Below are 18,347 nucleotides of genomic sequence, written 5' to 3'. Positions count from 1 at the left end.
AAAAAATTCTACTCTCTCTCTGTTTGGGGCAAAAAGGATGTTCCTACATCATTTCATCGGCAAAATTATACACTTTATCGATAAAAACAAATTTTTATGACACTTTTTTTAAAAAAATTTACAACAAAGTACAATACAGCACCTTTTAGTAAGATTAATCTTTCAGACTATAAGGAAGCTTTTGAAAAAACTATTGAACTTGCTCGTGCTGAAATCGATAACATCGTAAAAAACACAGAAGCACCTACTTTTTCGGATACAATTGAAGCTTTGGATTATTCAGGCGAACAATTGGATAGATTGTCCAATATTTTCTTCAATTTGAATTCGGCTGAAACTTGTGATGAAATGCAAAAAATCGCACAAGAAGTTTCTCCATTGATTACTGCATTCAGTAACGATATTGCTTTGAATGAAGATTTGTTCAAACGAGTTAAAGCCGTTTATGATCAAAAAGACACTTTGACATTAACTACCGAACAAGCCACTTTATTAGACAAAAAATTCAAAGGTTTTTCTAGAAATGGAGCTTTACTGAATGAAGAAGACAAATTAAAATTACGCGAAATTGATACCGAATTAGCCAAAATCAAACTAACTTTTGGTGAGAATGTTTTGGCGGAAACCAATAATTATCAACTACATATTACCAATGAAACCGATTTAAAAGGTTTGCCAGATGGCGCTAAAGAAATGGCGGCAAGTTTGGCAAAATCAAAAAATTTAGAAGGTTGGGTTTTTACTTTAGATTTCCCAAGCTATTTGCCTTTTGTAACGTATATTGAAAATCGTGAATTGGGAAAAGAAATCGCCATCGCTGCTGGAAAAAAATCGTTTCAGGATAATGAATTAGATAACAAAGAAAATGTAAAACGAATTGTCGAATTACGTCATAAACGTGCTAATTTATTGGGTTATCAATCGCATTCGCATTTTGTTTTAGAAGAACGAATGGCACAAAATCCAGAAAAAGTACAATCCTTTTTGAATGATTTATTAGAAAAAGCAAAACCAGCAGCTCATAAAGAATTTGCAGAATTAACTGCTTTCGCAAAAGGATTAGACGGAATTGACCAACTAGAAAAATGGGATGGCGCTTATTATTCCGAAAAATTGAAACAAAAATTATTCAGTTTGGATGATGAGTTGTTGAAACCGTATTTCAAATTGGAAAATGTATTGAACGGCGCTTTCACAATCGCTGAAAAGTTATTCGGAATTACCTTCAAAGAAGTTTTTGATATTGATAAATACCACGAAGACGTTCAAACTTTTGAAGTTTTAGATTTCGAAGGACAATTAGTAGCTGTTTTTTATTCGGATTTCTTCCCAAGAAAAGGAAAACGAAATGGCGCTTGGATGACTTCCTACAAACCACAATATATTAAGGACGGAATCAACGAAAGACCACATGTTTCTATAGTGTGTAATTTCACACCGCCAACCGAAACGAAACCATCGTTATTGACTTTTAACGAAGTAACGACATTGTTTCACGAATTTGGGCACGCTTTACACGGTATGTTAGCAAATACAACTTATCCAAGTTTATCTGGAACTTCGGTTTATTGGGATTTTGTGGAATTACCAAGTCAAGTAATGGAAAACTGGTGTTACGAACCTGAAGCGTTGGCTTTGTTTGCTAAACATTACGAAACGGGTGAAATTATTCCGCAAGACTATGTAGAAAAAATCAAAGAAAGCGCAAGTTTCTTAGAAGGAATGGCAACGTTACGTCAATTGAGTTTCGGAATTTTAGATATGACGTATCATGGAAAATCGCAAACTATTGATGATGTAAAAGCCTTTGAAAAACAAGTAATGGAAGGCACAAGCTTATATCCAGATGTAGCAGAAAATTGTATGAGTACTTCGTTTTCGCATATTTTTCAAGGTGGTTATTCTTCAGGATATTATAGTTACAAATGGGCAGAAGTTTTAGATGCTGATGCATTTGCGTATTTCCAAGAAAAAGGCATTTTCAATAAAGAAGTAGCGACTAAATTCAAAGACAACGTGCTTTCAAAAGGCGGAACCGAATTACCAATGGAATTGTATAAAAAATTCAGAGGTCAGGAGCCGAAAGTAGAGGCTTTGTTGAAGAGAGCTGGGTTGATTTAGATTATTGGAATTTTAGATATTTAGAAGCCGAAATTAAACACTTCGGTTTCTTTTTAAAACAAACTTTCATTTTTTTTTGAAAGTTTAAAAACTTTTATATATCTTTGTCTCATGGAATTCAAAGAAGCAAAAAATAAATTCGTACAAACTTGGGGAGCATTAGGTTCTCAATGGGGCATTAACAAAACCATGGCGCAGATTCATGCGTTGTTGATGGTTTCGCACGAACCCGTTTCTATGGAAGACATTATGGAAGAATTACAAATTTCGCGCGGAAATGCTTCTATGAATTTAAGAGCGTTGATGGATTGGGGCATCGTTTACAAAGAATACAAAGCCGGCGAAAGACGTGAATTTTTCACAGCCGAAAAAGATTTAGACGAATTAGCCGTAAAAATTTCAAGAGAGAGAAGTAAACGTGAAATAAAACCAGCCTTGAAAGTTTTGAAAGAAGTTTCTTCTATAAAATCAGACAACACAGAAGCAGAAAAACATTTTGTAGATCAAACCACAAAATTGTATGATTTCGTACTAAAAGCCGATAACGTTTTGGATAAAATCACCGAATACAAAGACAATTGGTTGGCGAAATTGGTTGTTAAAATTATGAAGTAAAAAAATTTAACCAAAACTTTCAATTATTTCTGAAAGTTTAAAATAATAGATAATATGAAAATAATAAAATATTTAAACACAATTGCTATTGGGATACCAATATTCATATTAATGTTCGGAATAATAAATGAAGGGGCATTGATGTTATCGGCTATTTCAACAATACTTACAGGATTTATTCAATTAATATTGGGAATAATTCTTCTATTTAAATTCAAAGAAAACATTCATTACAAAATATACTTCATAAGTGTAATTTTATTCTTTGCTCTTTGGATTTGGAATCCAACAATAAATAAAGTAGACTATTTTACATATACTCTGATTTATATTCCACCAATATTAGCGATCTACTTATCAACATTAATCTATAAAACTCCAAACAAATGAACCTCAACATCATCGCCTACCTAATCTATTTTGGTATCACAGGCATTATCATTGTGAAAGTTGGAAGAATTTGTTACAACAATGGAAACATTTTCGTTTCGCAATTGATTCCCAATCATGAAGAGTTGTGTCACAAAATAAATCAAGTGCTTTTGGTGGGATATTATCTGTTGAACATTGGTTATTGTGCGATGACGATCATTTCTTGGGAGCAAATTGAAAGTATCACACAACTCATTGAAGTGATTACCTCAAAATCGGCTTTCATTATTATTGCGATTGCCGTGATGCATTACATCAACATTATTTTATTAACGAATTACATCAAAAAATTAATTTAAACACACGTATTATGGAAACTACAAAAATTTTAATCGGTTATGCAATTTATCTTCCAATTGCCTTATTTTTAACCTACTATGTTTCAAAAACACTTTTTAAAAATAGTAAAATTTACATGTTAGATATTTTTAAAGGTAGAGAAGAAATTGCAAACGCCACCAACAAATTATTCGAAACAGGATTTTACTTATTGAATTTAGGTTTTGCGCTTATGATATTAGAAATGAATATGTATGATGATACTTACCAAGTTTTAATCGAAAAACTGAGTTATAAAATAGGTGGATTTTCAATTTATTTGGGATTGATGCTGTTCTTAAACCTATATTTCTTCTTTAGAGGAAAACGAAAAGCAAGTCAAACTCAAGTAGAACAACGAATTGTGATTAATGGGTAAGTTCACAATCCTGACAGGTTTTTGAAACCTGTCAGGATTAACACCAACCACCACAAAACCGGAACACTTTCTAACCAAAACGAAGCGTAATATCGCGAACGGTTCTCATTGGCAAAAAAAAGAAAAAAAGCAATAGTTCCACAGACCAAAAGTTTGAAAAAGAATGGTAAAAAATGATGATTATTGGTATAGAAAAACTCTAAAAGCAATAATAAAAGTAATAATAAATAACCAAGCCTTTTCGTCATCTTTACTCCTATTTTCTGCGGAACAGTTTGTAAGTGAATATCATCGAGTTTTACATCCACAATATCAAAAACCAAAACAATTGAGAACACCAATAAAAATCGTTGAAAAGCCATTAAAAAAACATCTATTGAAAACGGAATTTCAGCTTCTACCAAAGGTAAAATCACAGTTACTCCAACCCAAGTAATTCCAACAATGTAAATTTTTACGCCTTTCCAGTTTCTTGCATTTTGTTTGTTTGGAAAAAAAGGTAATGTATATAAAAGCGTAAGCCCAAAAAAAGCAACAGCACTTAGTTTTGATTCCCAACTCAATTGCAAGAAAAAATAAAAACAAGCCAACAACGAAATAAAACTCAAAAAAACGATAGCCTTGAGTTCATTTTTGATTTCGGTTTTGTTTAACCTTGCGATAGCATCATACTTCACAAAATTATAACCAACTACCGTTCCAAAAAAAGCGAAGAAAGCTACCGAAAAATCGCCTTGAACACCGAAGAAATATTGCGTCATCGACACTAAAGCAAAAGCGGATAATGCGACATGCAAACTACTATTGATGTAAAAATCGAGAATTTTCTTTAAAACCACCATTCAACAAAAATAATCAATCTGTTAATAAGACTCTATTTTAGTTGATAAAATCACAAAATTTCACATTTTAAAAACAAATTATTACAAGATTAATAATTACTTTTGTTGACCAAAACAACACATAATAACACACATACACATTTTTAATAAATGAGAACAGATGCATTCGCTTTGAGACATTTAGGGCCACGTGAAAGTGACTTAAATCACATGTTTAAAACGGTTGGTGTAGAATCTTTAGACCAATTAATTTTCGAAACCATTCCAGATGATATTCGTTTAAAAAACGACTTAAATTTAGATGCTCCCATGACTGAGTATGAGTATTTAACTCACATTCAAGAATTAGGAAAGAAAAATAAAGTATTCAAATCATACATTGGTTTAGGATATCACCCAGCAATCGTTCCGGCGGTTATTCAAAGAAATATTTTTGAAAACCCAGGATGGTACACGGCTTACACACCTTATCAAGCAGAAATTGCGCAAGGTCGTTTAGAAGCGATTTTGAATTTCCAAACTACGGTTATCGAATTAACCGGAATGGAAATCGCAAATGCATCGTTACTTGATGAAGGAACAGCTGCTGCAGAAGCAATGGCGTTACTTTTTGATGTAAGAACACGCGATCAAAAGAAAAATAATGTGTCGAAATTCTTCGTTTCGGAAGAAATTTTACCACAAACCTTATCGGTTTTACAAACACGTTCTACTCCGTTAAATATTGAATTAGTTGTTGGAAATCATGAGACTTTCGATTTCTCAACGGATTTCTTCGGTGCAATTTTACAATATCCAGGAAAATATGGCCAAGTTTATGACTATGCAGGATTCATCGCAAAAGCAGCAGAAAACGAAATTAAAGTAGCAGTTGCTGCTGATATTTTATCATTAGCTAAATTAACTTCTCCAGGTGAAATGGGCGCTGCAGTTGTAGTTGGAACTACACAACGTTTTGGTATTCCAATGGGTTACGGTGGACCACACGCTGGTTATTTCGCAACTAAAGAAGAATACAAACGTTCTATGCCAGGAAGAATCATTGGTGTTTCTATCGATGTAAACGGAAACCGCGCATTACGTATGGCTTTAGGAACTCGTGAGCAACATATCAAACGCGAAAAAGCAACTTCTAACATTTGTACAGCTCAAGTTTTATTAGCGGTTATGGCTGGAATGTATGCTGTTTTTCACGGACCAAAAGGTTTACAATATATTGCTAATAAAGTACATGCTTCTGCGGTTACAACTGCCGATGCTTTAAATAAATTAGGTGTTTACCAAACGAATACTGCTTTCTTCGATACAATCTTAGTAAAAGCAGATGCTCAAAAAGTAAAAGCAATTGCTGAGAAACACGAAGTAAACTTCTTCTATCCAGATGCAGAAACGGTTTCGATCTCATTTAACGAAACGACTTCTGTAAACGACATCAACCAAATCATCGCTATTTTTGCTGAAGCTACTGGAAAAGATAAAATTACAATTAGTCAATTAGCTAATGAAGTAATGGTTCCTGAAAACTTAGTAAGAAAATCAACTTTCTTACAACATGATGTTTTCAACAACCATCATTCAGAGTCGCAATTAATGCGTTATATCAAAAAATTAGAGCGTAAAGATTTATCGTTGAATCACTCGATGATTTCGTTAGGTTCTTGTACGATGAAATTAAATGCTGCTGCAGAAATGTTGCCTTTATCGATGGCAAATTGGAACAGCATTCACCCTTTTGCACCAATTGAACAAGCAGAAGGTTACCAAATCATGTTGAAAAAATTAGAGCAACAATTGAATGTCGTAACAGGTTTCCAAGGAACAACGTTACAACCAAATTCAGGTGCTCAAGGAGAATATGCTGGTTTAATGGCTATTCGTGCTTACCATTTATCAAGAGGCGATAACCACAGAAATGTGTGTTTAATTCCAGCTTCTGCTCACGGAACTAATCCAGCTTCTGCTGCTATGGCAGGAATGGAAATCATCGTAACAAAAACCATGGATAATGGAAATATCGATGTTGAAGATTTGAGAGCAAAAGCAATCTTACACAAAGATAACTTATCTGCTTTGATGGTTACTTATCCTTCAACTCACGGAGTTTTTGAAAGTGCTATTATTGAAATTACCAAAATCATTCACGATAATGGTGGTTTAGTTTATATGGATGGTGCGAATATGAATGCACAAGTTGGATTAACAAATCCAGCCACTATTGGTGCTGATGTTTGTCACTTAAACTTACACAAAACATTCGCTATTCCTCACGGTGGTGGTGGACCTGGTGTTGGACCAATTTGTGTGAACGAAAAATTAGTTCCATTCTTACCTACTAACCCAGTTATTCCAACAGGAGGAAGCCAAGCAATTACCGCAATTTCTTCTGCACCTTATGGTTCGGCTTTAGTTTGTTTAATTTCTTACGGCTACATTACCATGTTAGGAGCTGAAGGATTAACAAATGCTACTAAATATGCTATCTTAAATGCAAATTACATGAAAGCGCGTTTAGACGAACATTATCCAGTTTTATATTCTGGAGAAATGGGAAGAGCGGCTCACGAAATGATTTTAGATTGTAGAGCTTTCGAAGAAAAAGGAATCAAAGTAACAGATATTGCAAAACGTTTAATGGATTATGGTTTCCACGCGCCAACGGTTTCTTTCCCAGTTGCTGGAACATTAATGATTGAACCAACTGAATCAGAAGATTTAGCGGAATTAGATCGTTTTTGTGATGCGATGATTTCAATTCGTAAAGAAATTGAAGCTTCAACAAAAGAGGATGCCAATAATATTTTAAGAAACGCACCTCATACTTTAGCAATGGTTACAGCTAACGATTGGGTTTTCCCATATACAAGAGAACAAGCAGCTTATGCATTAGATTATATTGCTGAAAATAAATTCTGGCCTACGGTTCGTCGTGTTGATGAAGCGTATGGAGATAGAAATTTAGTTTGTTCTTGTGCTCCAATTGAAGCATATATGTAAAAAGTAAATTTCGAACATTTAAAATCCCAAATTCCAATTCAGGTTTTTGGGATTTTTTTTAAACATGACAAAAGTCACTTGCCTCAAGAAGTATTGTTGTAAATTTGTACGATTATAAAATTTGGAAATGAAAGACATTGAAACTCGAGAAGACATTCTATTCATCATGCGAAAGTTCTATGACAAGCTATTAGTTGATGAATCAATCAATTTTTTCTTTACCAAAGTTACATCGGTTGACCAACATTTGGAAGAACATTTTGAGATTTTGGCCACGTTTTGGGAGCAATCCTTATTTTTAAAAGGTGGTTACTATAACAATATGTTTTCCATTCATAAAGAGGTTCATGACAAACATGCTTTTGCAAAAGAACATTTTGAAACTTGGTTGCATCATTTTAATTCAACGATTGATGAATATTTTGAAGGTAAATATGCCGAGCAAATGAAAACACAGGGGCTGAGTATGGCGACTATTATGCAGATAAAATTTTCGTAAACACCCCTAAAAAAAGTCAATTTCGTATTTTTTTGAGCTTAAATTAAAGATTCAATAATTACTACAAAAAAACAGGCATTTTTATCTTATGTTAAGAAATAATTAATAATTTCGTTACATTAACAATAACTATTATGAATATTAAAATAACGGGTTCAGGAAGTTATATTCCAACAAAAAAGGTAACTAATTCTGATTTTGCTCAACATGATTTTTTAAATGAAGATGGCACTGCTTTTAATATGACAAATGATATTATTGCAGAGAAATTTGTTGAAATTACTGGAATTCTAGAACGACGCTATGCCGCTGACGACATGGTTAATTCTGACATGGCATTAATTGCTGCCAAAAAAGCAATTGATAAATCAGGTATTGATCCTGAGACTCTAGACTATATTATATTAGCTCACAACTACGGTGACATTCAAACAAATACAATTCAATCAGATACTGTTCCAAGTTTAGCCACTCGTGTTAAATATGGATTACAAATTAAAAATCCAAAATGTGTCGCTTATGACATTCTTTTTGGTTGTCCAGGCTGGATAGAAGCTGTTATTCAAGCACAAGCCTATATTAAAGCCGGAATGGCTAAAAAATGTTTGGTAATTGGTTCTGAAACTTTATCAAGAGTTGTAGACAAACACGACCGCGACAGCATGATTTACTCGGATGGCGCTGGAGCAACAATTATTGAAGCTACTGATGATGAAGGCGGAATTTTAGCTCATGAATCCGCTACTTTTTCTTTTGACGAAGCTAAGTTTTTATATTTTGGAAATTCGTTTAATAAAAATGAAGACCCAAATATTCGCTACATCAAAATGTATGGCAGAAAAATTTACGAATTTGCCCTTTCTAATGTTCCAAAAGCAATGGCTTCTTGCTTAGAGAAAAGCGGAATCGCTATTACCGATGTAAAGAAAATTTTAATTCATCAGGCAAATGAAAAAATGGACGAAGCCATCATTAATCGCTTTTACAAATTATTCAAGATGGAAACACCTGCTGGAATTATGCCTATGAGTATTCATAAATTAGGAAATTCTAGTGTTGCAACGGTTCCAACCTTATATGATTTAATTGTAAACGGAGAATTAGAAGGACAAAATTTAAACAAAGGCGATGTTATTATTTTTGCTTCTGTTGGAGCTGGAATGAATATTAACGCAATTGTGTACAAGATGTAAAAAGAGGGAAAAATTCCCTCTTTATCTTTTTAAAAATAAATAAACAATCGAAAACAAGAGAAAGTATAGTAGAAATAAGAGTAATTCTAATCTAAATCTCACCAAAAGTTTTTTCATAATTTAGACTCTAATTTCTTCTTGAAAATTTATAATAATTATAACTTGGTAATCTAGCATTTTTCAATTCATCAGCTGATATTTTTAAAATTAATTCTGTTTGAGAAAGCGAAATCACATCATAAGTTGCATCCCAATCTGTTCCTCCAGAAATTGTTAATCTATCATTCGCTTCATCAAAAGAATATATGCCACTTTCTTGAGCAAAAAATGTAGATTCACAAGCCGAACTAAAATAATTAAATGTAAAGTTTTCTGATGATGTTAAAATCATGTGGTCTTTTTTAGAAGAACAATCGTGAGACCAATCCTCTTCTGAAGTAACTTCATTTGAGGCGTTCATGTAACCAACTTTTTCAATAGCCCAATCATTAACAATTGACACTGACTGACCGTCATCATCTTTTGAACATGATAAAGATAAAAATGTAATAAAAGTTAATAGAATTAATTTTTTCATGATGTTTGTTTTTTAAGTTAATGTAATGATTTTTAGTTTTTAATAATTTTTTGAGTAGCAACAGCTCCATCAACATCTTCTACTCTTACCATGTAAATACCATTAGTTAAGTTTGAAATATTGATTTGTTTTTCTGTTGAAGCCAATACTTTTTGTCCTTGTAATGAATAGATTTCAACTGATTTTATTTGGCTTTCTAAATCAATATTAACTAATTCGTTTGATGGATTTGGATACATAGCAATATTCAAGTTATTTGTATTAAAATCAGAGCTTGATAAAGTAGCAATTTGAGTAGAAGTTAAAACTCCTGAGTAAATTTTTAAATCATCTATCCAAAAATTAGAATTTCCAAAATTTGCAGCTAATGATGTTCCTAGTCGAATGTCTGCTCCTGTTGTATTTACTGCAACTGAATGATTTTGTTGGCTAACCAAACTACCGTTTTTATAGTATTGTGCTGTATTTGTAGTTCCGTCGTAAGTTATTGTGATAGTTGCCCATGTATCTTGAATGGTAGCATCGGCAAAACACACGTTATTTCCCCAAACACTACTACATCCTTGCGCTTGTGTTTTTTCAAATCCATAAGACAAGCTATTTGATGGACTACCCCAACTCATTACATAATGTGTCATAGAAGCATTGTTAAATCGAACACGCATTACTACAGACCTAGATGCATTACCTTGAGGAAGTAACGGCAAATTAGCTGATTGCGTTTGAGTAGAATAATTACCTGAATTAACGGCAACTTCTAAAGCACCTGTTGAATTTCCTAAGCCGTCACTAACAAAAGTACCAAAACCAATACCTGAATTAAAAGTTCCTGAATTTACTATACTATTCATATTCCCATTGAAAGGAAAATGATAAAGTAAAGTTGTTACCATTGGCGTTGTAAATTGACGAATTACCGAATTAGTACAATTTGTTCCATTATTCAAATTTATCCTTACATAATAAGTGGTATTTGGCGACAAACTTGATAAATCTACAAAAGTAGTAGCATTATCAGTACTTGTAGTTGGCACAGCTAAAATGTTGGTCATTGTAGTTTCAGAAAGACCATAATACAAAGCTCCAGTTACTGCTATATTAGCATTGTTATCAATTCCTAAATTAATTCGAGCTGAAGTAGTAGTTAAATTAGACACAGAAAAAGTATCAACTTTAGGATAATTATTAAAGACAGAACCGGTAGTTGACATAGTGGTGTATCCAGAAGTTGTTGTTCCGCTAATATTGACTGCTTTAACTTTTACATAATAATTATCGCCAGAATTTAAACATTGAATGGTATAGGAAACCGTTACAGGTGAACTTCCTGTTAATGTAGCAATATTATTTATTTCGTAGGTAACATTTGGTGTAAAAAATGCATCTTCCGAATAAATTATAGACCATTGTGTGGAACCATTTGGGGTTATTAATGAACTAATTGCCAAACTATTGTCTGCTGCAGTTACTAAGGTGGGGTTTGAGACAACTGGAGCTTGCCCTAAACTTAGTATTGACCAAAGAAAAATTGATAATTGTAATAATCTTTTCATAATGATATTTTTAAAATTTGATTCAAAACTAGAGATGTGGCTTCTATAATTTGAAGTCAAATTCATTAAACTAGGTTTCGAGTTCATCAAATTCAGTTTATAAATCATCATTAAATTGCCCTCAATCAACTTAACTTCTATATTTGTAATATTAATAATTAATACAATTGAAAACCTTTTTTCTACTATTCATATCGCTGTCATTCAACTGTTTTGAATTAGTTGCTCAAAACCCATATTCTTATGTAATCGACAAATCTGTTGGTTTACCTTCCAATGCAGTTTATGATGTTTTTCAAGACAAAAAAGGCTTTATGTGGTTCGCAACTGGTGAAGGCTTGAGCAAATACGATGGTACAAAATTTCATACATTCACCACAAAAAATCAAACCAGCAAAAGCGGCTCGAATATTATTGAAGATAATTTTGGCAGAGTTTGGTACATAAATTTTGATGGTTATTTATACTATGTTCAAAACAATCAATTGCACGCTTTTAAACAAAAAAACAGCATTGGTTATTATGAATTTGGAATTATTGGCAACAAACTTTTTACAATTCAAAAAAATTCAATTGAAGTTTACGATTTGAAAAAATTAAAACGCATCAAAAAGATAAAATTTGATAACACCTATTTCAAAGCCACACATTTATCAAAAAAATATTTCTATGTTTTTACCAATAAACTATTAAAAATTGATTCCAACTTAAACACAACTATAACCAGTTTGCCAAACGAACTTGTTATCACAAAATCTATTGTTATTGAAAGCAACTTAGATGATTTATATATTGTATCTAAAGCAAATGGACAACTCTACAAATACTCTAATCAAACTTTTGAAAAAGAAGCTGTTTTAAAAGGAAGCATCATTCAAAATCTAAGTTTTGTTGACAATAAATTATGGCTCGCCACCACCAGCGGATTGTTTGAATATAAAAACAAGAATTTTATTAATTACTATAAAGAAATCAATATTTCAACCATTTTTAAAGACCAAGAAAATAAATTTTGGATTACTACCTTAACAAATGGATTACTCTATATTCCAAATTTTTCTTCCATTTTATGGAAATGCAATTACAAACCTGTTACCTTAAATTCTGACAACAACACAATTGCCATTGGATATGAAAATGATATTTTAAGTGAATTCAACCCAAATAATTACGAAGAAAAAATAATTTTCAAAGGCAATTCTAATCATGAAATTTATAAAGTTTTTAAAGATGAAACCAACTATTTTATCACATCAAATAACTTTAAAATTCTAAATAAAAATGTAAAAGATGTAAATATTGCTGTAAAAGATGTTGTAAAAATCGACGACAAATATTATGCTTTTGCCGCTAGTGGACTCTGTGGTTTATTTAGCTTAGATTATAAAAAAACATCTGAATGGGATAATTTATACACCAAATATTTTACTGAAACACCGTCTAATTTAAATGAGTCTAAAATTTTAGTTGGCGTTCGAGGAAAATCGGTTGCTTATAATCCAAACAGCAAGACTATCTTTTTTGCAACAAATGTGGGGCTTTACGCTCAAACCTTAAATACACAAAAAGAAATACAGTATAAAAATAAGCCCATTTTTTGTCAAAAAATATACTATCACAACAATTGCATCTACTTATTATCAAACGAATATGAGTTATTAAAAATTGATCAAAACAATACTATTACTACTGAAAAAATTTCTAAAAATTTAATTACTGACGATATTAAAAACATAAAACTAATTGATAATATTCTTTATATTTTTACAAACAATGCTATTTTTCAATTTAACTTATCTACAAAAAAAGCAACAAAAATTCAGAATATTACTCCTAATATTTCAGTTAGTGATATTGCTACTTTATCAAACCAAACCATACTTGCTACATCTAGTGGACTTATAATAAAACCAAATACGAACTTAAACGATGAGTCGTTACCAAAATTTATTTTAAATAAAGTTCTTATCAACTACAAACAAAAAACAGCAACTAATTTTGAATTTAATGAAAACAATTTAAGTTTTGACTTTTCGGTTTTAGCTTATTTACCAAATACTAAATTTCCTATTTCATACAAAATCAATAACGGAAATTGGGTAACTTTAGAAGACAATCAACGAAGTTTGAATCTTTCTTCTTTAGCCGCAGGAGATTATTCCATCCAATTTAAAATTGAAAACATAGAAAAAACAGATAAAAACATCATCAATTATAATTTCTCTATTCAAAAACCATTTTGGGAAAGTACAATTTTTATCTTATTTTCTATTTTACTTTTGGCAATTCTATTCTATTTTCTTTACCAATCGAAACTTAAAAAAATTCAGCAAAAAAACCAAATTGAACTCAATCGAATTACCTTAGAAAACAATTTAAATGAGTCAAAATTAACCGCTATTAAATCGCAAATGAATCCGCATTTTTTTTACAATGCTTTAAACACGATTCAATCCTATATTTTGTCAAACGATAAAAAAGAAGCCATTATTTACTTAAATAAATTTTCTTCCTTAACCAGAACCATTTTAGAATTAACCGAAAAAAATTACCTTTCTATAAATGAAGAAATCAAAACAATTACGTTATATCTCGATTTAGAAAAAGCCCGTTTTTTTAACGATTTTAATTACACCATTTCAATTGACAAAGAAATTGATACCGAATCCATTAAAATACCAACCATGTTATTACAACCTTTTATAGAAAACGCTATAAAACATGGACTTTTACATTTAAAAGGTGAAAAAACAATAAACATTGTGTTTAAAAAAACCAATCATTCTTTAGAAATTAGCATTGATGATAATGGAATAGGAAGAAAAAGAAGCGAAGAACTCAACCTCAACAACAGAAAAGACCACATTTCTTTTGCAACAAATGCAATTGAGAAAAGATTAGAGATTTTAAATTTGAACAAAACCAATAAAATTACCGTTTCATATATTGACAAATATAAATTTGATGAACCAATAGGAACAACCGTAATTATAAACATACCTACAACATGGAAATAAATGCAATTATTATTGATGATGAAGTTAGAGCACGCGTTTCATTACAATTACTTTTAGAAGAATATTGTCCAAATATTAAAATATTGGAACAATGTGAAACTCTTGCCGAAGGAATCAAAGCAATCAATAAATTTAAACCAAATATCGTGTTTTTAGATATTGAAATGCCAGCCCATAGTGGCTTAGAATTATTTGACTTTTTCAACGAAGAAGAGATTGACTTTTCGGTAATATTTACTACAGCTTATAGTCAATACGCAATAAAGGCGTTTAAATTTTCCGCAATTGATTATTTGCTAAAACCCATTCATCCAGAAGAACTTGTAGAAGCCGTTAAACGTTTTGAAAAAACAAAATCGCAAAACATCAAAATCTTAAAAGAAAATTTAGATCAAAATAAATTAAACAAAATTGCTGTTCCAACAGGTAATAGCATTTTATTCTTAGAAACCGACCAAATTTTATACGTTAAAGGCGAAGGTTCTTATTGCGAAATTGTTTTGTTAAATGGCGAAAAGATAATATGCAGTCGCTATTTAAAAAATTTCGAAGACATTCTTTCAAATTACAGTAATTTTTTACGGGTGCAAAAATCATATATTGCCAATCTAAACTATGTTTCTGTTTACAATAAATCCGATGGAGGAAATTTAGAATTTAATAATAAAACTTGCATCCCAATTTCGCTCGACAAAGTAGATTTGATAATGGAAAAAATTACTTTAATTAAGAGATAAATAAAAATGCTTATGTTTTTTTGTGCTTTTCTTTGAAGTTCCTACATAATAGTTAATTTTGTCAAAACAATTTATTAAAAGGATTTTCAATGTACGAAAAAACATATCCGAGCAAACGATTCAATATCACTTTAGATTTTCTAAAAAAACATATCAAGACTTCTGAAACCATTTTTGATTTAGGCGTTCCAAATCCTTTTTCAAAAATCATGGTAGATAATGGCTATACTGTTATCAACACAAAAGGCGAAGACATTGACAACAATCAATCGGCTCTTCAAAACGAAAATTACGATGTATTTACAGGTTTTGAAATTTTCGAACATTTACTAAATCCTTATACTGTTTTACAAAATGTAAAAGCAGATAAAATTTTAATTTCGATTCCATTACGTTTGTGGTTTTCTCCAGCTTATCGAAGCAAAACCGATATGTGGGACAGACATTATCACGAATTTGAAGATTGGCAATTGGATTGGTTACTTGAAAAAGCAGGCTTTAAAATTGTTGACCGAGTGAAATTCACACATCCGGTAAAAAAACTTGGTTTTAGACCTTTGTTGAGATGGTTTACGCCGAGATATTATTTGGTTTACGCAGAAAGAAAGTGATTAGTAATTAGTGAATAGTAATTAGTCTATGCGATACTACATAATCATACCAACATACAACGAGGAAAAATTCATTTCATTAACACTTCAATCGTTAGTAGAACAAACGATTTTGCCAGCAAAAGTTGTAGTGGTGAATGATAATTCTACCGATAAAACTCCGGAAATTGTTTCTGAATTTGCTTCCAAATATCCTTTTATTACTTTAGTTAATAAAAAATCTGACGCAATTCATCTTCCAGGAAGTAAAGTAATTCAGGCATTCCATGAAGGAGAAAAACACATTGATGACAATTACGACATAATCGTAAAAGTAGATGCCGATTTGATTTTTCCAAACAACTATTTCGAAACGATTATAAAGCACTTTCAATCAGATGAGAAAATTGGAATGGCTGGCGGGTTTTGTTATGTAGAAAAAAATGGGGATTGGGTTTTAGAAAATCTAACCGATAAAGATCATATCCGTGGAGCCTTAAAAGCCTACCGAAAAGCTACTTACAAACAAATTGGTGGATTAAAACCTGCAATGGGTTGGGACACAGTTGACGAATTACTTTGTAAATTTTACAATTGGAAAGTAGTTACTGATTCAAGTTTACATGTAAAACACTTAAAACCTACAGGCGCCAGTTACAACAAAGCCGCTCGTTACAAACAAGGAGAAGCTTTTTACAGCTTGGGCTACGGATTTATCATCACCGCTATTTCATCATTGAAATTGGCAATTCGAAAAGGCAAACCTCTTTTATTTATAGACTATTTAATGGGGTTTTGGAAAGCAAAATCATCTGGAAAACCTTTATTTGTAACTCCTGAGCAAGCCAAATTTTTCAGAAACTACCGCTGGAAAAAAATGAAAGAAAAGTTGTTTTAACCTATTCCAAAAAAATATAGTATTTTTACTGAATACTAGAAACTGATCACTGAACATTAAATAATATGATGCTAGTTCGCTACTTATCGCAAATAGGAAAATACTTTATCATGTTGAAAGAAATCTTCAACAAGCCTACTAAATGGTCGGTAATGAAACAATTAATACTTAAAGAAGTTGATGATTTAATCATTGGTTCGCTAGGGATAGTTTCTTTTATTTCCTTTTTTGTTGGAGGAGTTGTGGCAATTCAAACAGCATTAAATTTGACCAATCCTTTAATCCCTAAATATTTGATAGGTTTTGCAACACGTCAATCGGTGGTTTTAGAGTTTGCTCCAACATTCATTTCTATCATTATGGCTGGAAAAATGGGATCTTTCATTACTTCAAGTATTGGAACTATGCGTGTTACAGAGCAAATTGATGCACTAGAAGTTATGGGAGTTAACTCATTGAACTATTTGATTTTTCCAAAAATTATCGCCTTACTTTTATATCCGTTCGTAATTGGATTGAGTATGTTTTTGGGTGTTTTTGGAGGTTGGATGGCGGCTGTTTATGGCGGCTTTACCACTAGTTTTGAATTCACTACCGGACTTCAAACCGAATTTATTCCGTTTCATATTGCGTATGCCTTTATAAAAACTATTGTTTTTGCTTTATTGCTTGCGACTATTCCTTCCTTTCACGGTTATTACATGAAAGGTGGTGCTTTAGAAGTAGGTAAAGCAAGTACGGTATCCTTCGTATGGACATCGGTAGTAATTATTTTAATGAACTTTATATTAACCCAACTCCTATTGAGCTAATGATTGAAGTAAAAAACATCGTAAAAAAGTTTGGCGAACAAACCGTTTTAAAAGGCGTTTCTACTCGTTTTGAAGCTGGAATGACCAATCTTATTATTGGACAAAGTGGTTCGGGAAAAACCGTTTTCTTAAAATCGTTATTAGGTTTACACACTCCTGATAGTGGAACAATTTCATTTGATGGCAGAATTTATTCAGAGCTTTCAAACGACGAAAAAAGAACTTTAAGGACCGAAATAGGAATGGTATTCCAAGGAAGTGCTTTATTTGATGGAATGACTGTGGAAGAAAACATTGGGTTTCCTTTAAAAATGTTCTCTAATAAAACCCCAAAAGAAATTAAAGAGCGTGTTGATTTTGTTATAGATAGAGTTCATTTGGTAAACGCACACCACAAACGTCCGTCTGAAATTTCTGGTGGAATGCAAAAACGTGTTGCAATTGCTAGGGCTATTGTAAACAATCCGAAATATTTGTTTTGCGACGAACCTAACTCAGGTTTAGACCCAAAAACTGCTATTGTAATTGACAATTTGATTCAGGAAATTACAGAAGAATACAACATTACTACTGTGATTAACACTCACGACATGAACTCGGTAATGGAAATTGGTCAGAAAATCGTTTTCTTAAAAAACGGATTATTGGAATGGGAAGGAAGCAATAAAGAAATTTTCAAAACCGATAACGAAGCCGTTACCGATTTTGTATATTCTTCTGAGTTATTCAAGCGTGTAAGAAAAATGTACTTGGAAGATGATGTGAAATAG

17 protein-coding genes are annotated in these 18,347 nt (G+C 31.8%); 14 read left to right on the top strand and 3 right to left on the bottom strand.

What is annotated here, in order from left to right; translation table 11 throughout:
* The first annotated feature begins 96 nt into the window (after positions 1-96).
* From AAEO58_RS07325 to AAEO58_RS07305, 5 genes are all read left to right on the top strand, one after another.
* On the top strand, positions 97-2,121 hold the full coding sequence (locus tag AAEO58_RS07325) for a M3 family metallopeptidase (RefSeq protein ID WP_341682851.1): 2,025 nt from the start codon (positions 97-99) through the stop codon (positions 2,119-2,121).
* Between the two features lie 111 nt (positions 2,122-2,232).
* A complete protein-coding gene (locus AAEO58_RS07320) occupies positions 2,233-2,736 on the top strand; it encodes a GbsR/MarR family transcriptional regulator (protein WP_153207769.1) in 504 nt (167 codons plus the stop codon).
* A gap of 54 nt (positions 2,737-2,790) precedes the next feature.
* Positions 2,791-3,126 carry a hypothetical protein gene (locus tag AAEO58_RS07315; RefSeq protein ID WP_341682850.1) on the top strand — a complete coding sequence of 112 codons (336 nt, stop codon included), beginning with the start codon at positions 2,791-2,793 and terminating at the stop codon, positions 3,124-3,126.
* Positions 3,123-3,467, top strand: coding sequence for a hypothetical protein (locus tag AAEO58_RS07310; RefSeq protein WP_341682849.1), 345 nt, complete (start codon positions 3,123-3,125; stop codon positions 3,465-3,467). The genes AAEO58_RS07315 and AAEO58_RS07310 overlap by 4 nt, the downstream gene beginning before the upstream one ends.
* A gap of 11 nt (positions 3,468-3,478) precedes the next feature.
* Positions 3,479-3,865, top strand: coding sequence for a hypothetical protein (locus tag AAEO58_RS07305; RefSeq protein ID WP_341682848.1), 387 nt, complete (start codon positions 3,479-3,481; stop codon positions 3,863-3,865).
* Positions 3,866-3,867: 2 nt separating this feature from the next.
* Here the strand turns inward: AAEO58_RS07305 and AAEO58_RS07300 are convergent, their stop codons facing one another.
* On the bottom strand, positions 3,868-4,707 hold the full coding sequence (locus tag AAEO58_RS07300; RefSeq protein WP_341682847.1) for a UbiA prenyltransferase family protein: 840 nt from the start codon (positions 4,705-4,707) through the stop codon (positions 3,868-3,870).
* Positions 4,708-4,857: 150 nt separating this feature from the next.
* Between AAEO58_RS07300 and gcvP the strand changes: the two genes are divergently transcribed.
* The 3 genes from gcvP to AAEO58_RS07285 all read left to right on the top strand — a co-directional run bounded on the left by gcvP (position 4,858) and on the right by AAEO58_RS07285 (position 9,393).
* Positions 4,858-7,701, top strand: a complete 2,844-nt coding sequence (gene gcvP, locus AAEO58_RS07295) for an aminomethyl-transferring glycine dehydrogenase (protein ID WP_341682846.1) — start codon at positions 4,858-4,860, stop codon at positions 7,699-7,701.
* Between the two features lie 127 nt (positions 7,702-7,828).
* Positions 7,829-8,200 carry a group III truncated hemoglobin gene (locus AAEO58_RS07290; RefSeq protein WP_341682845.1) on the top strand — a complete coding sequence of 124 codons (372 nt, stop codon included), beginning with the start codon at positions 7,829-7,831 and terminating at the stop codon, positions 8,198-8,200.
* Positions 8,201-8,334: 134 nt separating this feature from the next.
* The gene (locus AAEO58_RS07285) at positions 8,335-9,393 is read left to right on the top strand and encodes a 3-oxoacyl-ACP synthase III family protein (RefSeq protein ID WP_341682844.1); all 1,059 of its coding nucleotides are present in this window, start codon (positions 8,335-8,337) and stop codon (positions 9,391-9,393) included.
* A 127-nt stretch (positions 9,394-9,520) separates the two neighbouring features.
* Here AAEO58_RS07285 and AAEO58_RS07280 read toward each other — a convergent pair whose 3' ends face one another.
* Both AAEO58_RS07280 and AAEO58_RS07275 read right to left on the bottom strand, forming a co-directional pair.
* A complete protein-coding gene (locus AAEO58_RS07280; RefSeq protein WP_341682843.1) occupies positions 9,521-9,970 on the bottom strand; it encodes a lipocalin family protein in 450 nt (149 codons plus the stop codon).
* Between the two features lie 32 nt (positions 9,971-10,002).
* Positions 10,003-11,523, bottom strand: coding sequence for a T9SS type A sorting domain-containing protein (locus AAEO58_RS07275; RefSeq protein WP_341682842.1), 1,521 nt, complete (start codon positions 11,521-11,523; stop codon positions 10,003-10,005).
* Between the two features lie 167 nt (positions 11,524-11,690).
* Between AAEO58_RS07275 and AAEO58_RS07270 the strand changes: the two genes are divergently transcribed.
* The 6 genes from AAEO58_RS07270 to AAEO58_RS07245 all read left to right on the top strand — a co-directional run bounded on the left by AAEO58_RS07270 (position 11,691) and on the right by AAEO58_RS07245 (position 18,347).
* On the top strand, positions 11,691-14,540 hold the full coding sequence (locus tag AAEO58_RS07270; RefSeq protein WP_341682841.1) for a sensor histidine kinase: 2,850 nt from the start codon (positions 11,691-11,693) through the stop codon (positions 14,538-14,540).
* Positions 14,531-15,277, top strand: a complete 747-nt coding sequence (locus tag AAEO58_RS07265; protein WP_341682840.1) for a LytR/AlgR family response regulator transcription factor — start codon at positions 14,531-14,533, stop codon at positions 15,275-15,277. Before AAEO58_RS07270 ends, AAEO58_RS07265 begins: the two co-directional genes overlap by 10 nt.
* An 89-nt stretch (positions 15,278-15,366) precedes the next feature.
* The gene (locus AAEO58_RS07260) at positions 15,367-15,888 is read left to right on the top strand and encodes a class I SAM-dependent methyltransferase (RefSeq protein WP_341682839.1); all 522 of its coding nucleotides are present in this window, start codon (positions 15,367-15,369) and stop codon (positions 15,886-15,888) included.
* A gap of 28 nt (positions 15,889-15,916) precedes the next feature.
* Positions 15,917-16,765 (top strand): glycosyltransferase family 2 protein, encoded by an 849-nt coding sequence (locus tag AAEO58_RS07255; protein ID WP_341682838.1) that lies wholly within the window; start codon positions 15,917-15,919, stop codon positions 16,763-16,765.
* 65 nt (positions 16,766-16,830) lie between these two features.
* Positions 16,831-17,577, top strand: coding sequence for an MlaE family ABC transporter permease (locus AAEO58_RS07250; RefSeq protein WP_133609516.1), 747 nt, complete (start codon positions 16,831-16,833; stop codon positions 17,575-17,577).
* The gene (locus AAEO58_RS07245) at positions 17,577-18,347 is read left to right on the top strand and encodes an ABC transporter ATP-binding protein (protein ID WP_133609514.1); all 771 of its coding nucleotides are present in this window, start codon (positions 17,577-17,579) and stop codon (positions 18,345-18,347) included. The genes AAEO58_RS07250 and AAEO58_RS07245 overlap by 1 nt, the downstream gene beginning before the upstream one ends.

Source organism: Flavobacterium helocola (genome assembly GCF_038289885.1).
In the GTDB taxonomy this organism is placed as follows: domain Bacteria; phylum Bacteroidota; class Bacteroidia; order Flavobacteriales; family Flavobacteriaceae; genus Flavobacterium; species Flavobacterium cheniae.
Note: the sequence above shows the minus strand (reverse complement) of the source record. Positions and strands in the feature narration are given on the sequence as shown.

Coding starts and splice junctions, on each gene's coding strand:
- AAEO58_RS07320 (WP_153207769.1), top strand. CDS start 2,233: ATGGAATTCAAAGAAGCAAAAAATAAATTCGTACAAACTTGGGGAGCA.
- AAEO58_RS07255 (WP_341682838.1), top strand. CDS start 15,917: ATGCGATACTACATAATCATACCAACATACAACGAGGAAAAATTCATT.
- AAEO58_RS07265 (WP_341682840.1), top strand. CDS start 14,531: ATGGAAATAAATGCAATTATTATTGATGATGAAGTTAGAGCACGCGTT.
- AAEO58_RS07305 (WP_341682848.1), top strand. CDS start 3,479: ATGGAAACTACAAAAATTTTAATCGGTTATGCAATTTATCTTCCAATT.
- AAEO58_RS07275 (WP_341682842.1), bottom strand. CDS start 11,523: ATGAAAAGATTATTACAATTATCAATTTTTCTTTGGTCAATACTAAGT.
- AAEO58_RS07250 (WP_133609516.1), top strand. CDS start 16,831: ATGATGCTAGTTCGCTACTTATCGCAAATAGGAAAATACTTTATCATG.
- AAEO58_RS07300 (WP_341682847.1), bottom strand. CDS start 4,707: ATGGTGGTTTTAAAGAAAATTCTCGATTTTTACATCAATAGTAGTTTG.
- AAEO58_RS07260 (WP_341682839.1), top strand. CDS start 15,367: ATGTACGAAAAAACATATCCGAGCAAACGATTCAATATCACTTTAGAT.
- AAEO58_RS07310 (WP_341682849.1), top strand. CDS start 3,123: ATGAACCTCAACATCATCGCCTACCTAATCTATTTTGGTATCACAGGC.
- AAEO58_RS07290 (WP_341682845.1), top strand. CDS start 7,829: ATGAAAGACATTGAAACTCGAGAAGACATTCTATTCATCATGCGAAAG.
- AAEO58_RS07325 (WP_341682851.1), top strand. CDS start 97: ATGACACTTTTTTTAAAAAAATTTACAACAAAGTACAATACAGCACCT.
- AAEO58_RS07285 (WP_341682844.1), top strand. CDS start 8,335: ATGAATATTAAAATAACGGGTTCAGGAAGTTATATTCCAACAAAAAAG.
- AAEO58_RS07245 (WP_133609514.1), top strand. CDS start 17,577: ATGATTGAAGTAAAAAACATCGTAAAAAAGTTTGGCGAACAAACCGTT.
- AAEO58_RS07315 (WP_341682850.1), top strand. CDS start 2,791: ATGAAAATAATAAAATATTTAAACACAATTGCTATTGGGATACCAATA.
- AAEO58_RS07280 (WP_341682843.1), bottom strand. CDS start 9,970: ATGAAAAAATTAATTCTATTAACTTTTATTACATTTTTATCTTTATCA.
- gcvP (WP_341682846.1), top strand. CDS start 4,858: ATGAGAACAGATGCATTCGCTTTGAGACATTTAGGGCCACGTGAAAGT.